At 41.2% G+C, this 13,867-nt stretch carries 14 protein-coding genes; 13 read left to right on the forward strand and 1 reads right to left on the reverse strand.

Annotated elements, in window-relative coordinates; all coding sequences use genetic code 11:
* The first annotated feature begins 1 nt into the window (after position 1).
* The 5 genes from dnaK (at position 2) to mtaB (ending at position 6,249) form a co-directional block, all read left to right on the forward strand.
* On the forward strand, positions 2-1,840 hold the full coding sequence (gene dnaK / locus AOQ70_RS01400) for a molecular chaperone DnaK (protein WP_047201915.1): 1,839 nt from the start codon (positions 2-4) through the stop codon (positions 1,838-1,840).
* Between the two features lie 165 nt (positions 1,841-2,005).
* A complete protein-coding gene (gene dnaJ / locus AOQ70_RS01405; RefSeq protein WP_024427952.1) occupies positions 2,006-3,139 on the forward strand; it encodes a molecular chaperone DnaJ in 1,134 nt (377 codons plus the stop codon).
* 22 nt (positions 3,140-3,161) lie between these two features.
* A complete protein-coding gene (prmA, locus tag AOQ70_RS01410; protein WP_024423032.1) occupies positions 3,162-4,097 on the forward strand; it encodes a 50S ribosomal protein L11 methyltransferase in 936 nt (311 codons plus the stop codon).
* Between the two features lie 23 nt (positions 4,098-4,120).
* Complete coding sequence (locus tag AOQ70_RS01415) at positions 4,121-4,891, forward strand: 16S rRNA (uracil(1498)-N(3))-methyltransferase (protein ID WP_024427953.1); 771 nt, start codon at positions 4,121-4,123, stop codon at positions 4,889-4,891.
* On the forward strand, positions 4,891-6,249 hold the full coding sequence (gene mtaB / locus AOQ70_RS01420; RefSeq protein WP_059374596.1) for a tRNA (N(6)-L-threonylcarbamoyladenosine(37)-C(2))-methylthiotransferase MtaB: 1,359 nt from the start codon (positions 4,891-4,893) through the stop codon (positions 6,247-6,249). Before AOQ70_RS01415 ends, mtaB begins: the two co-directional genes overlap by 1 nt.
* Positions 6,250-6,290: 41 nt before the next feature.
* Here the strand turns inward: mtaB and AOQ70_RS01425 are convergent, their stop codons facing one another.
* A complete protein-coding gene (locus AOQ70_RS01425) occupies positions 6,291-7,220 on the reverse strand; it encodes a Na/Pi symporter (RefSeq protein WP_041106927.1) in 930 nt (309 codons plus the stop codon).
* 182 nt (positions 7,221-7,402) lie between these two features.
* Here AOQ70_RS01425 and rpsU point away from each other — a divergent pair, with 182 nt between their 5' ends.
* The 8 genes from rpsU (at position 7,403) to yqfD (ending at position 13,865) form a co-directional block, all read left to right on the forward strand.
* On the forward strand, positions 7,403-7,576 hold the full coding sequence (gene rpsU / locus AOQ70_RS01430) for a 30S ribosomal protein S21 (protein ID WP_003152957.1): 174 nt from the start codon (positions 7,403-7,405) through the stop codon (positions 7,574-7,576).
* A gap of 14 nt (positions 7,577-7,590) precedes the next feature.
* Positions 7,591-8,040 (forward strand): GatB/YqeY domain-containing protein, encoded by a 450-nt coding sequence (locus AOQ70_RS01435; RefSeq protein ID WP_041086254.1) that lies wholly within the window; start codon positions 7,591-7,593, stop codon positions 8,038-8,040.
* 141 nt (positions 8,041-8,181) lie between these two features.
* Positions 8,182-9,495, forward strand: a complete 1,314-nt coding sequence (locus tag AOQ70_RS01440) for an NfeD family protein (RefSeq protein ID WP_058839062.1) — start codon at positions 8,182-8,184, stop codon at positions 9,493-9,495.
* 27 nt (positions 9,496-9,522) lie between these two features.
* Positions 9,523-10,515 carry a flotillin-like protein FloA gene (gene floA / locus AOQ70_RS01445; RefSeq protein WP_024423026.1) on the forward strand — a complete coding sequence of 331 codons (993 nt, stop codon included), beginning with the start codon at positions 9,523-9,525 and terminating at the stop codon, positions 10,513-10,515.
* A 31-nt stretch (positions 10,516-10,546) separates the two neighbouring features.
* On the forward strand, positions 10,547-11,032 hold the full coding sequence (locus AOQ70_RS01450) for a hypothetical protein (protein WP_059374598.1): 486 nt from the start codon (positions 10,547-10,549) through the stop codon (positions 11,030-11,032).
* A gap of 58 nt (positions 11,033-11,090) precedes the next feature.
* On the forward strand, positions 11,091-12,140 hold the full coding sequence (locus AOQ70_RS01455) for an RES family NAD+ phosphorylase (protein ID WP_059374600.1): 1,050 nt from the start codon (positions 11,091-11,093) through the stop codon (positions 12,138-12,140).
* Between the two features lie 234 nt (positions 12,141-12,374).
* Positions 12,375-12,656: a sporulation protein YqfC gene (gene yqfC / locus AOQ70_RS01460; RefSeq protein WP_012010618.1), complete on the forward strand. Its 282-nt coding sequence runs from the start codon at positions 12,375-12,377 to the stop codon at positions 12,654-12,656.
* An 18-nt stretch (positions 12,657-12,674) separates the two neighbouring features.
* Positions 12,675-13,865: a sporulation protein YqfD gene (yqfD, locus tag AOQ70_RS01465; RefSeq protein WP_058839064.1), complete on the forward strand. Its 1,191-nt coding sequence runs from the start codon at positions 12,675-12,677 to the stop codon at positions 13,863-13,865.
* Positions 13,866-13,867 lie beyond the last annotated feature (2 nt).

Raw genomic sequence — 13,867 nt, forward strand, 5'->3', positions numbered from 1 at the left:
TATGAGTAAAATCATTGGGATTGACTTAGGAACAACAAACTCATGTGTTGCAGTACTTGAAGGCGGCGAGCCAAAAGTCATTGCAAACGCTGAAGGAGCACGTACAACACCATCTGTTGTCGCTTTTAAAAACGGAGAGCGCCAAGTGGGTGAAGTAGCAAAACGTCAATCAATTACAAACCCAAACACGATCATGTCTGTTAAAAGACATATGGGTACAGATTATAAAGTAGAAGTTGAAGGCAAGAACTATACACCGCAGGAAATCTCTGCAATCATTCTTCAACACCTTAAATCTTACGCTGAAAGCTATCTTGGTGAAGAAGTAACAAAAGCTGTTATCACAGTTCCTGCTTACTTCAACGATGCAGAACGTCAAGCAACAAAAGATGCTGGTAAAATTGCAGGTCTTGAAGTAGAACGTATCATCAACGAACCAACAGCAGCTGCACTTGCGTATGGTTTAGATAAAACAGATGAAGATCAAACGATCCTTGTATACGACCTTGGCGGCGGTACATTTGACGTGTCAGTTCTTGAACTTGGAGACGGCGTCTTTGAAGTGCGCTCAACTGCTGGGGACAACCGTCTAGGTGGAGACGATTTTGACCAAGTCATCATTGATCACCTAGTGGCAGAATTCAAAAAAGAAAATGGCATTGATCTTTCTAAAGATAAAATGGCGCTTCAGCGTTTAAAAGATGCTGCTGAAAAAGCGAAAAAAGATCTTTCAGGTGTATCTTCTACACAAATTTCACTGCCATTTATCACAGCTGGAGAAGCAGGACCTCTTCACCTTGAATTAACGTTAACGCGTGCTAAATTCGAAGAGCTTTCTGCAGATCTTGTAGAGCGTACAATGACACCAGTACGTCAATCACTGAAAGATGCTGGTTTATCTGCTAGCGAGATTGATAAAGTCATCCTTGTAGGTGGATCAACTCGTATTCCTGCAGTACAAGAAGCAATCAAAAAAGAAACAGGCAAAGAGCCTCATAAAGGTGTAAACCCTGATGAAGTTGTTGCACTTGGTGCAGCGATTCAAGGTGGAGTTATCACAGGAGATGTCAAAGACGTTGTTCTTCTTGACGTAACACCACTTTCTTTAGGAATTGAAACAATGGGCGGCGTGTTCACGAAGCTGATTGAACGTAATACAACAATTCCAACAAGTAAATCTCAAGTATTCTCAACGGCTGCTGACAACCAAACAGCTGTAGATATCCATGTCTTGCAAGGTGAGCGCCCAATGGCTGCAGATAACAAAACATTAGGCCGCTTCCAATTGACTGATATCCCGCCAGCACCACGCGGCGTACCACAAATTGAAGTATCATTTGATATCGATAAAAACGGTATTGTCAACGTACGTGCGAAAGATATGGGTACAGGCAAAGAGCAAAACATCACAATCAAATCTTCTTCAGGTCTTTCTGATGATGAGATCGAAAAAATGGTCAAAGAAGCAGAAGAAAATGCTGAAGCAGATGCGAAGAAAAAAGAAGAAATCGAAGTGCGCAACGAAGCAGATCAATTAGTGTTTACAACTGAAAAAACATTAAAAGATCTAGAAGGCAAAATCGATGAAGAGCAAGTGAAAAAAGCAAACGACGCGAAAGATGCACTAAAAGCTGCGATCGAAAAAGGCGAGTTTGAAGACATCAAAGCGAAAAAAGATGAGCTGCAAACAATCGTTCAAGAATTAACGACAAAGCTCTATGAAGAAGCTGCAAAACAAGCACAAGCTCAGCAAGAAGGCGCTGAAGGTGCTCAAAAAGCAGATGACAATGTAGTGGATGCAGAATACGAAGAAGTAAACGACGATCAAGAGAAAAAATAATCACCTTTACTTTTGAAAAAGACTGCTGAAACGTACTCGTCAGAAAGTCAAAGTCAGGATCTCTTGGCTTTGACTTTTTTTCTTTTCAACGATGAAAGGAATTGAAAAAAGTTAAATCAAAATGATACAATCGTATTTATGTGAGAAAATCGGGAGTGTGAAGAGATGAGTAAGCGTGATTACTATGAAGTGCTTGGCGTAAGTAAGAGCGCCTCAAAGGACGAAATCAAAAAGGCATACCGCAAGCTTTCAAAAAAGTATCACCCTGATATTAATAAAGAAGCTGGCTCAGATGAGAAATTCAAAGAAGTAAAAGAAGCCTATGAAACCCTTTCTGATGATCAAAAACGTTCGCATTATGACCAGTTCGGTCATACCGATCCAAACCAAGGCTTTGGCGGCGGCGGTTTTGGTGGAGGAGGAGACTTTGGCGGCTTCGGCGGCTTTGATGACATCTTCTCTAGTATTTTTGGCGGCGGAGCGAGAAGAAGAGATCCAAATGCACCACGCCAAGGAGCGGACCTTCAATATACAATGACGCTTTCATTCGAAGAAGCGGCATTTGGAAAAGAAGCAACGATTGAAATCCCTCGTGAAGAATCTTGTGAAACATGTCATGGATCAGGTGCAAAGCCTGGTACGCAGGCGAAAACTTGTTCACATTGCGGCGGATCTGGTCAATTAAATGTTGAACAGTCAACCCCATTTGGTAAAGTGGTCAACCGCAGAGTATGTAACTACTGCAGCGGAACAGGGAAACAAATTGATCATAAATGTTCAACATGCGGCGGATCTGGCAAAGTGCGTAAGCGTAAGAAAATTAACGTGACGATCCCTGCAGGTGTAGATGATGGTCAGCAGCTCAGAGTATCTGGTCAAGGTGAACCAGGTGTAAATGGAGGACCTCCAGGCGATCTATTCGTTGTATTCCATGTGCGTGCGCATGAATTCTTCGAACGTGATGGAGATGACATTTACTGCGAGATGCCGCTCACCTTTGCCCAAGCTGCATTAGGTGACGAAATTGAAGTGCCGACATTACACGGAAAAGTAAAATTAAAAGTTCCTGCTGGCACTCAAACTGGCACGAAGTTTAGACTTAAAGGAAAAGGTGTGAAAAATGTACGCGGCTACGGCCAAGGCGATCAGCATATCGTTGTACGTGTCGTCACACCGACAAATTTAACAGACAATCAAAAAGATATCATTAGAAAATTTGCTGAAGTGAGCGGAAATAAACCGGACGAACAAGAAATGAGCTTTTTCGATAAGGTAAAACGCGCATTTAAAGGCGAGTAAGACGGATAAGGAGTTGGTAGTATTGAAGTGGTCAGAAATTAGCGTCCATACAACAAATGAAGCGGTGGAACCGATCACCAATATTTTGCATGAAGCAGGTGCAAGTGGTGTCGTGATTGAGGACCCGCTTGATTTAGTCAAGGAACGTGAAAATGTATACGGTGAGATCTACCAGCTCGATCCGAATGACTATCCGGATGAAGGTGTCATTGTCAAAGCCTATCTTCCAATGAACAGCTTTTTGATGGAAACGGTAGATGAGATCAAAGAAGCCATCAACAATCTTCTTCTATACGATATTGACCTTGGACGCAATACACTGTCAATTTGTGAAGTAAATGAAGAAGAATGGGCCACCGCATGGAAGAAATACTATCATCCTGTGAAAATTTCTGAAAAATTCACCATCGTTCCAACGTGGGAAGAATATACACCGGTTCATTCTGATGAACTGATTATTGAAATGGACCCTGGAATGGCATTTGGAACAGGTACGCATCCCACAACCGTCCTTTGCATTCAGGCGCTTGAGCGCTATGTAAAGGAAAACGATACGGTGATTGATGTTGGAACAGGCTCTGGGATTTTAAGTGTGGCAGCAGCGATGCTTGGTGCAAAAGACATTCAAGCCTTTGATCTCGACACTGTTGCGGTAGAAAGTGCGAAGCAAAACATCGAACTAAATGGTGTAAGTGATCAAGTGACGGTCAAACAAAACAACTTGCTTGATGGGATTTCAGGTGAGCGTGATGTGATTGTCGCCAACATTCTGGCAGAAGTAATTTTGCGCTTTACAGATCAAGCCTATGACCTATTGAAGAAAGATGGCTATTTCATTACATCAGGCATCATTGGACAAAAGAAATTACAAGTCAAAACAGCATTAGAAGAAGCAGGTTTTGATATTGTTGAAGTGCTGTCAATGGAAGATTGGGTCAGCATTATAGCGAAAAAATAAAGCGAGTAGGTGTCAGGACACGTATGCAACGATATTTTATCGACCTCACGAAAGAAGAAGTGACGTTAAAGGGAGCCATCGTTATAAAAGGTGAAGATGTACATCATCTTTCCAATGTCATGCGGATGAAAGCAGGGCAGGAGATCCTTTGTTTAACAACAGACGGCTTTGAAGCACTCAGTAAAATTGATACAATAACAAAGGAAGAAGTGATTTGTCACCTTGAAAGCTGGACAAATCAAGACAGAGAACTTCCAATTCGGGTGACGATCGCAAGCGGTCTTCCAAAAGGAGATAAGCTTGAGCTCATTATCCAAAAAGGCACAGAGCTTGGCGCAAGTGCTTTTATCCCATTTCAAGCGGCTCGTTCTATTACAAAGCTTGACCAAAAAAAGTCACATAAAAAACGAGAGCGCTGGGAGAAAATCGCGAAAGAAGCAGCAGAGCAGTCCTACCGGAATATCATTCCGCGTGTTTATTCAGTATCAACGTTTAAAGAGCTGACGCAATTAGCTGGTGAATTCGATAAATGTGTCGTTGCATACGAAGAATCATCGAAAGAAGGAGAGCAAAGCCGCTTTCAAACTGTGCTTCAACAGATGAAAGGCGGACAAACCTTGTTAGTGGTTTTTGGCCCTGAAGGCGGTTTGGCAGAAAAGGAGATTGAAGAGCTTGAAACGCTTGGTGCAGTCATTTGCGGGCTCGGACCACGCATTTTAAGAACGGAAACCGCTCCTTTATACGCGCTTTCCGCTATATCTTATCAAACAGAGTTATTAAGAGGTGAATCATGATGGGAACAGTAGCGTTCCATACACTTGGCTGTAAGGTCAACCACTATGAAACAGAGGCGATCTGGCAGCTGTTTAAAGAAGCTGGCTATGAAAGAAAAGAGTATGAATCAAAAGCAGACGTATATGTCATTAATACATGTACGGTCACGAATACAGGCGATAAGAAAAGCCGCCAAGTCATTAGAAGAGCCATTCGTCATAACCCGGATGGTGTCATTTGTGTAACTGGCTGCTATGCGCAAACATCTCCAGCAGAAATCATGGCGATTCCTGGTGTTGATATTGTGGTTGGAACACAGGACAGACATAAATTACTAGGTTATATAGAAGAATACCGCAGAGAAAGACAGCCGATCAACGGGGTAGGCAATATCATGAAAGCACGTGTGTTTGAAGAACTTGATGTTCCTGCCTTTACAGACAGAACGCGCGCTTCATTAAAAATCCAAGAAGGCTGTAACAACTTCTGTACATTCTGCATTATTCCTTGGGCACGCGGCCTTCTTCGTTCTCGCGACCCAGAAGAAGTCATCAATCAAGCACAGCAGCTTGTTGATGCAGGCTATAAAGAAATTGTGCTTACAGGTATTCACACAGGCGGATACGGAGAAGACTTAAAGGATTATAACTTTGCGAAGCTTCTGAGAGCATTAGATGAACGTGTTATTGGCTTAAAACGAATCCGTATTTCATCTATTGAAGCTAGTCAAATTACAGATGAAGTGATTGAAGTGCTTGATCAGTCAGATAAAATTGTCAGACACTTACACATCCCGCTTCAATCTGGCTCAAATACTGTGCTAAAAAGAATGCGCCGTAAATATACGATGGAATTCTTTGCAGAGCGTTTAACAAAGCTGAAAAAAGCATTGCCAGGACTTGCTGTCACCTCTGATGTAATCGTAGGATTCCCTGGGGAAACAGAAGAAGAGTTCTTGGAAACGTACAATTTTGTCAAAGACCATCAATTCTCTGAGCTGCACGTCTTCCCTTACAGCAAACGTACAGGTACGCCGGCTGCAAGAATGGAAGATCAAGTGGATGAAAATGTGAAAAACGAACGTGTACACCGTTTGATCGCTCTTTCTGACCAGCTTGCGAAAGAGTATGCATCTGCATATGAAGGTGATGTGCTAGAAATTATTCCGGAAGAATCCTTCAAAGAACAAGAAGGAAACCACAATCTTTATGTTGGTTATACCGATAACTATATGAAGGTTGTTTTTGAAGGAACAGAGGACATGATCGGCCGTCTGGTCAAAGTGAAAATTACGAAAGCGGGTTATCCTTATAACGAAGGACAATTCGTTCGCATCAGCGATGATGTGAAGCCAGACAAAGTGAGAATGACCTCATAATAGATAAAAAACCGGCAGCCAAAAAGGCAAGCCGGTTTCTTTTATTTTGACTGATTCGGCATGAGACACAAGATTAATGCGTGAAAAGGGCGTATGAACGGGAAGAAGAGGAGAGAGCTTGCCACATTAAACAGCAGACTGAAATGCGCAATCTGCTGGGCGGGTGAGCTTGCGAGAAGGGCGACAACCTCTGTGATCAGGGCGAGAAACGGGAGGCATAAAAGAACCCCCAGTACATTAAACACGACGTGTGCATAAGCCGTTTGACGCGCTGCGTAGCCGCCAGATATCGCAGCCATCACAGCCGTAATACATGTCCCAATATTGGAACCTAACACAAAGCTGATGCCTTCCTGAAGTGCCACAGTTCCTTCGTTCATAAATCCCATTAAAATGCCGATACAGACGGAGCTCGAATGAACAATCGCTGTGAAAATGGTACCCGAAAGCAGCGCTGTCCAGTCTGAATGCTGCATCATTTCAAGAAAACGCAATGTCTCAGGCTGGCTTGTCATCATCCCTGCAATTTTCGAAAAGCCTTGTATGCAAAAAAAGATCATCCCGAGCCCAAATAAACTTTTTCCTGCATGTCTAAAAGATGTCCTGCCAAAAAGGATGCATACAAGACCGGCTATGATCAAAACCCACATGAACACGTCCATTTTAATAGCGATAAATTCTGTCGTAAACGTGGAGCCAATATTGGTTCCAAGAATCATAGGGATTGATTTTTTAAAAGAGAGAATGCCTGTACTGACAAAGCCGATGACGATGACCATAAATGCCGAACTGCTTTGTAGAACCCCTGTAAACACAATGCTGACCAAGAATGCTTTGACCGGGTGATCTGTAAAGAGAAGAAGTGATTTCTCAATACGAGACGACGCAAGCGCCATTAATCCTTTTCTCAGCAAACCCATTGACCATAAAAAAATGAAAATAAGTGCACAAAAATAAATGATCGCCATCATAGAAAAGTCCTCCTCTTACCAATGAATATATGGACTTGTCTACCTGCTCATGACGAAAATATATTTCCAAATCACTTAGTTGACCTCACACAAGGCTTATATTATAATGTCTAGGTACATGTTTTGCATGTATATCTTTTTTTAATGCAGTCGATTGGTGTATTCGGAGGGAGGGAAAGAGAATGTCAAAAACGGTCGTTAGAAAAAACGAATCGCTTGAAGATGCTCTTCGTCGCTTTAAACGCAGTGTATCCAAAACTGGAACATTGCAAGAAGCAAGAAAGCGTGAATTTTATGAAAAGCCTAGCGTAAAGCGCAAGAAAAAGTCTGAAGCTGCTAGAAAACGTAAATTCTAAAGAGGGTGGATTTTATGAGTCTTCTTGAGCAATTAAATTCTGATATGAAGCTTATGATGAAAAACCGTGAGAAAGACAAGCTTGTTGTCATTCGTATGGTAAAGGCTTCGCTGCAAAATGAAGCAATTAAGCTTAAGAAAGACAGTTTGACCGGCGATGAGGAACTAACCGTCCTTTCCCGCGAGATTAAGCAACGTAAAGACTCCCTCCATGAATTTTCGAAAGCTAATCGCTTAGATTTAGTAGATAAAGTTCAAAAAGAGATTGACATTTTAGACGTTTATTTACCTGAACAGCTTTCTGAAGAAGAACTGCAAACGATCGTGAAAGAAACGATTGCTGAAACAGGTGCTTCCTCAAAGGCTGACATGGGTAAAGTCATGAGCGCTATTATGCCAAAAGTAAAAGGTAAAGCTGATGGAGCTGTCATTAACAGACTTGTCAGCGAGCAGCTGTCTCAATAAAAAAGTATCCTTCTATTGTTAGAAGGGTACTTTTTTTATGCCTTCATGATTCTGTCATATAAAAATGAAACCTATGATACATTTGTAACGTATGTAAAGGAACAGTAAAATGGAAGAAAGAGAGGAGGGATCACCAAATAGATGAAAAAAATAAAAATTTCTATTGCTCTCTTCAGTTGTTTTATAATATGCTTGTTATTAGGGGTTCAATTGACCGCGAAATCAGCAGATCAGAAAGTTCATGTTATCCCAATTGAAGATACAGTAGAAAAAGGACTTTCTAAATTCATTGAACGATCGTTTGAGCAGGCAAAGGCGGAGCGGGCGAAGCATATTATTCTCGACATCAATACACCGGGTGGTGCAGTCGATGCAGCGCTTGAGATCGCAGATACCATTCGTGCTTCCGATATCCCAGTGACAGCGTTTGTCAATCATAGAGCGCTTTCAGCCGGGGCCTTCATCGCGCTAAATGCCGATCAAATTTATATGACCCCGAATGGAAAGATGGGGGCTGCTGCGATCATTGATGGAGAAGGTAATGCTGCCGATCAAAAATCTGAATCTCTATGGCTTGCTGAAATGAGTGATGCTGCCGAAAAGCAGGGGCGTGATCCAAAGTATGCTCTTGCCATGGCGGATGTAGATATAGACGCAAAAGAAGCCGGTGCACCAAAAGGGGAATTGCTCACCTTTAACACAGACCGGGCGCTTCAATTCGGGTATGCAGAAGGTGAAGCAAAAAATATGGATGACTTGCTTCAGAAGCTGAAATTAACAGACGCTTCTGTTCAATACGATGAAGTGAGCTTTGCTGAAAAGGTTGCGCGTTTTCTTACGCACCCAATTGTCATTCCGATCCTTTTATCCATTGCAAGTTTAGGGTTAATTGTTGAGCTCTATTCTCCTGGCTTTGGAGTCCCGGGCACCATGGGAGTGACAGCGCTTCTTCTATTCTTTTATGGTCATCTCGTGGCAGGTTTTGCAGGATATGAGACGTTGTTCCTGTTTTTGGCAGGGATTGCACTCATCATTCTGGAATTGTTTTTGCCAGGGGGAATCGTAGGTGTCATTGGACTGATCTGTGTCGTTGTCAGCTTATTTTTAGCAGCTGGAAGCTTTACAGAAATGGCGATTTCCATCTTGATTGCCACTGCTGTTTCAATCATAGCAGTTATTTTATTGACAAAGGTGTTGGGGAAACGTATGAAATTCTTTAAAAAGTTCATTTTAACCGATTCAACCAATAAGGAAAGCGGTTATGTCTCAAATGAAACAAGAGAAGATCTTGTTGGACAAATCGCAGTGACAGCAACTGCACTTCGTCCATCTGGTACGATCGTATTCGGAGATGAGCGCATTGATGTTGTGTCAGAAGGTGCATTTATCGATAAGGATGAGCAAGTAAAAATTGTGAAAGCGGAAGGCTCACGCATTGTCGTGAGGAAAGTATAGATATACTGATTTTAGAGGAGGAATAAAATGGATCCATCTACTTTACTATTATTTGTGATTATCGCAGCAGGTTTGATTGTTCTTTCGATCTTTTTCACCTTTGTACCGGTGATGCTGTGGATTTCTGCCCTAGCGGCTGGCGTAAAAGTGAGCATTTTTACACTTGTAGGAATGAGACTGCGCCGAGTCATTCCAAACCGAGTGGTCAACCCGCTCATCAAAGCACATAAAGCAGGTCTTGATGTGACGATTAACCAACTGGAGAGCCACTATCTTGCAGGTGGTAACGTGGACCGAGTTGTGAACGCATTAATTGCAGCTCAACGTGCGAATATCGAATTGAACTTTGCCCGCTGTGCAGCCATCGACCTAGCAGGCCGTGATGTACTAGAAGCAGTTCAAATGAGTGTAAACCCTAAAGTCATTGAAACACCATTTATCTCTGGTGTTGCGATGGACGGGATTGAAGTCAAAGCAAAAGCACGTATTACAGTTCGTGCAAACATCGACCGACTTGTCGGTGGTGCAGGGGAAGAAACAATTATTGCCCGTGTAGGTGAAGGGATTGTCTCGACAATCGGTTCATCAGATAATCATAAAAAGGTTCTTGAGAATCCTGATATGATTTCTCAAACGGTTCTTGGTAAAGGATTAGATTCAGGTACTGCATTTGAAATTCTCTCGATTGATATCGCAGATGTGGATATCGGTAAAAACATCGGGGCGATTCTGCAAACAGACCAAGCAGAAGCAGACAAAAATATTGCACAGGCGAAAGCAGAAGAACGCCGCGCAATGGCTGTTGCACAAGAGCAAGAGATGCGTGCGAAAGTTGAAGAAATGCGCGCGAAAGTTGTAGAAGCAGAGGCTGAAGTACCACTTGCAATGGCTGAAGCATTACGTGAAGGCAATATTGGTGTCATGGACTACATGAACATTAAAAATATCGATGCTGATACGGATATGAGAGATTCATTTGGTAAAATGACAAAAGGTCCATCTGATAATGAAAACAAATAAGCATCCTCTCACGCTTTAAGGAGGGAGCCCATTGGACATTCTATTTGAAAATCCGCTACTAATTGCGATTATCATCGGTATCATCTCTGCCGTCTTTGGGAAGATCGGCAAACAAGAGGAAAACGAAGAGCAGAATCAGCAAAAGAAGCCCGCTCCTCAGCGTAAGCCGGTGCCCCAGAAACAAACAAAGCAAACAAGTCCAGATCCAGTCGTGACGGATCAGCTGGACGATTTCGGTGATGTACATGATCATGGCGGGATGAAGAAAAAAACATCTCAGTCCTTACAAGATCGTTATACAGCTACACTTGCCGAAATGGAAGAAAGAAAAAACGAGCTGAACAAAGAGTTCCAATCGCTTGAAAGAGAGCTGACAAGGCCAAAGGCTGCATCTGCTGAAGTGAGGCCAAAAATCATTGAGAATCTGAACCAAGATACAATTGTTCAAGGAATGATCCTTGGAGAAGTATTTGGAGAGCCGCGCGCGAAAAAGCCGCACAGAACGATGAAACGATAAAGAAAAACGGTATGATATATTCATACCGTTTTTTAATGATATAAGAAAGGGCGGAATTATGGATAAGTGTTGTTCTAATTGCTTTGTTGACAAGCAATTTAAAAATTATATAACTTCTAATGGATTCTTAAGCAATTGTGATTTTTGCCAGATGAAAGATACAAAGTGCATTTATTTAGATAATGAAATATTCTCTAAATTATTTAAATTTTTAAAAAATATTTATGGGATTCATCCTAATAGAAGAAGTAAAGATCTTTTTTACATATTAAGTATTGATTGGGGACTATTTGAATACAATTTCGATAATGACCTTATTAAAAGATTGTGCGCTAATTATGACATGGATGTGAAAGAGTATTATGTCATTAAGATTGATTTTGAACATTTGATTATAAAATGGCATGAATTTAGAGAAAACATTAAACATGAGCATCGATTTATCAATAGACTGCCACTAGAAATTGAGACCTTATTTAAGGAAAAAAGTAGGAACTCAAAAATTTTAGAAAAAGGTGAGATTTTTTATCGGGCTAGAATAGGCAGTGGCGATAAAAATGTCTCGATTCCATTTGATGCTAACTTATCTGATATGGGGATGCCGCCTCTAGATATGGTGAGGATGGGCAGAGCAAATCCTGATGGTATACGCTACCTTTATTTAGCAAATAAAAAAGAGACAGCTATAGCAGAAGTGAGACCGTGGTGTGGGGCAGAAGTGACAATTGGTGATTTTGAATTAATGGATAATATTTTATGTATGGATTTCTCTTATTCTTCTCAAATGAGTTTGTTTAAGGTTATAAATTCTGAGCAATCTGAAACTGTTATGAGTGAAATTGCTTTCTTTGACAATCTTAGTGATGAAATGTCTAAACCAATCTCTCCAAATGAATCATATTTGGAGTATATACCAACTCAATTTATTACTGAAGTTATAAAATCCGTTGGTTATGAGGGTATGATTTTTAATAGTTCTTTAAGTGATGGATTAAACGTAATTTTATTTAGTCAAGAGTGTATAGATATTGTCAAAACAGATATTTATAAGGTTCACAGTATTAAGTATGATTTTCTCAAAACAGATGATTATACAGTAGTTGAGTAGCACTCTTAACTGCATTTATAAAGTCTCTTCATGAGGCTTTTTTATTTTTCATTATTCGTACTTCTTCATCATTAAGAGCACTTCTTAAATACTGATCGTCCACTGGCTCTTTTACGGGATTCATTAGCATGATATGAACCCCTGAGGAATAGGATGATATAGAGGCTTTCTCATCAGTCTCACCATCTTTCAGTTTGATCTCATACACATGAGGTGGGAAGGGGTTCTTATTGAATGGGAAAAAGAAAAAATCGACTTAAAGCATGGCTGACAAGAACACTTGAAATCCCTCCAGACGTGATGATGGATCTTCCCCGTATTACGATGGTTGGCAGACTCCACATTTACATAGAGAACCATAAAGGGCTTTTGCTTTTCAGTGATCAAGAGGTAAGGCTGATGCTCAAACAGGGACAATGCATTATTTCAGGGAAAGATTTTGTGATTAAAACGATTTTGCCAGAAGAGATTTTATTGGAAGGGAAAATCGATGAGGTCCGTTATATTGATTCTTAACTGACGGAGGGGAGAAGCGTGAAGAATAAATGGTTCGGCTATTTTATTGGCAGAGTGGAAGTGGAGATCAAAGGAAATGGCATTGAGCGGCTCATCAATGAGTGCACGAGGCAGGGGATCACAATGTTTCAAGTGAGCCGCCGTCAAGACAGCGTGCGCTTATTTATTCGCCTATCAGATGTACATGCCTTCAGAAAGGTACGCAGACATCATGACGTGACATGTTCATTTCATCAAAAGAAGGGCTTTCCGTTTCTACTTCTTTGGTCAAGGAAGAATATCGGATTTACCCTTGGGATTGTATGCTTTCTAGTGACGATATTGGCTCTTTCAAACATGGTATGGAAAATTGATATTAAAGGAGCCAATCCAGAAACTGAACATCAAATGAGAAAGCATTTAGACGACATTGGGGTGCAAAAAGGACGTTTTCAGTTTCTAATGGGAACACCTGAAAAAATTCAAAAATCCCTGACAACCAATATTCAAAGCATCACATGGGTCGGCGTTGAACTAAACGGCACAACCTTTCAAATGAAAGTTGTGGAAAAAAATGAACCCGAAAAAGAAAAATACACGAGTCCTCAGCATATCGTCGCCAAGAAAAAGGCTGTCATCACGAGAATGTATGTAGAAAAAGGGGAGCCGCTCGCCGCGGTTGATGAACATGTAAAGAAAGGACAGATGCTTGTCTCTGGACTCATTGGCAGCGAAGATCAGCAGAAAACGGTAGGAGCCAAAGCGAAAATCTATGGTGAAACGTGGTATCGTTCTGAAGTTTCTGTCCCTCTTCGAACATCTTTTGACGTCTTTACGGGTAAAATGAAGACAAAGCACAAGCTCTCCGCATTTGGAGGCTCACTGCCATTTTGGGGCTTTTCTTTTAAAAAGGATGATTTCAAGCAGCCAAAAACAGAAACAGAAGTTCATCCGCTTCATTTCTTAAACATGCAGCTCCCATTCTCTTATGAAAAGGAAATCACACGTGAAAGTGAGAAAATAAATCGAGAATACACAAATAAAGAAGCGGTTCAAGCAGGGATTAAAATGGGTAAAAAAGAATTAGAAGAGAAGCTAGGTCAAACAGGAGAGGTGAAAAGTGAAAAAGTTTTGCACGAGACAACAGGGAATGGTAAAGTTAAGTTAATCATCCTTTACCAAGTAATAGAAGATATTGTTCAACCAACACCTATTGTTCAGGGAGACTAGAG

The organism is Bacillus sp. AM 13(2015) (assembly GCF_001518755.1).
In the GTDB taxonomy this organism is placed as follows: domain Bacteria; phylum Bacillota; class Bacilli; order Bacillales; family Bacillaceae; genus Bacillus; species Bacillus safensis.

Excerpts from the sequence above, each read along its gene's own strand:
- floA (WP_024423026.1), top strand. The coding sequence starts at position 9,523 with ATGGATCCATCTACTTTACTATTATTTGTGATTATCGCAGCAGGTTTG.
- dnaJ (WP_024427952.1), top strand. The coding sequence starts at position 2,006 with ATGAGTAAGCGTGATTACTATGAAGTGCTTGGCGTAAGTAAGAGCGCC.
- dnaK (WP_047201915.1), top strand. The coding sequence starts at position 2 with ATGAGTAAAATCATTGGGATTGACTTAGGAACAACAAACTCATGTGTT.
- yqfC (WP_012010618.1), top strand. The coding sequence starts at position 12,375 with ATGGGAAAAAGAAAAAATCGACTTAAAGCATGGCTGACAAGAACACTT.
- AOQ70_RS01440 (WP_058839062.1), top strand. The coding sequence starts at position 8,182 with ATGAAAAAAATAAAAATTTCTATTGCTCTCTTCAGTTGTTTTATAATA.
- AOQ70_RS01425 (WP_041106927.1), bottom strand. The coding sequence starts at position 7,220 with ATGATGGCGATCATTTATTTTTGTGCACTTATTTTCATTTTTTTATGG.
- rpsU (WP_003152957.1), top strand. The coding sequence starts at position 7,403 with ATGTCAAAAACGGTCGTTAGAAAAAACGAATCGCTTGAAGATGCTCTT.
- AOQ70_RS01455 (WP_059374600.1), top strand. The coding sequence starts at position 11,091 with ATGGATAAGTGTTGTTCTAATTGCTTTGTTGACAAGCAATTTAAAAAT.
- mtaB (WP_059374596.1), top strand. The coding sequence starts at position 4,891 with ATGGGAACAGTAGCGTTCCATACACTTGGCTGTAAGGTCAACCACTAT.
- AOQ70_RS01415 (WP_024427953.1), top strand. The coding sequence starts at position 4,121 with ATGCAACGATATTTTATCGACCTCACGAAAGAAGAAGTGACGTTAAAG.
- AOQ70_RS01435 (WP_041086254.1), top strand. The coding sequence starts at position 7,591 with ATGAGTCTTCTTGAGCAATTAAATTCTGATATGAAGCTTATGATGAAA.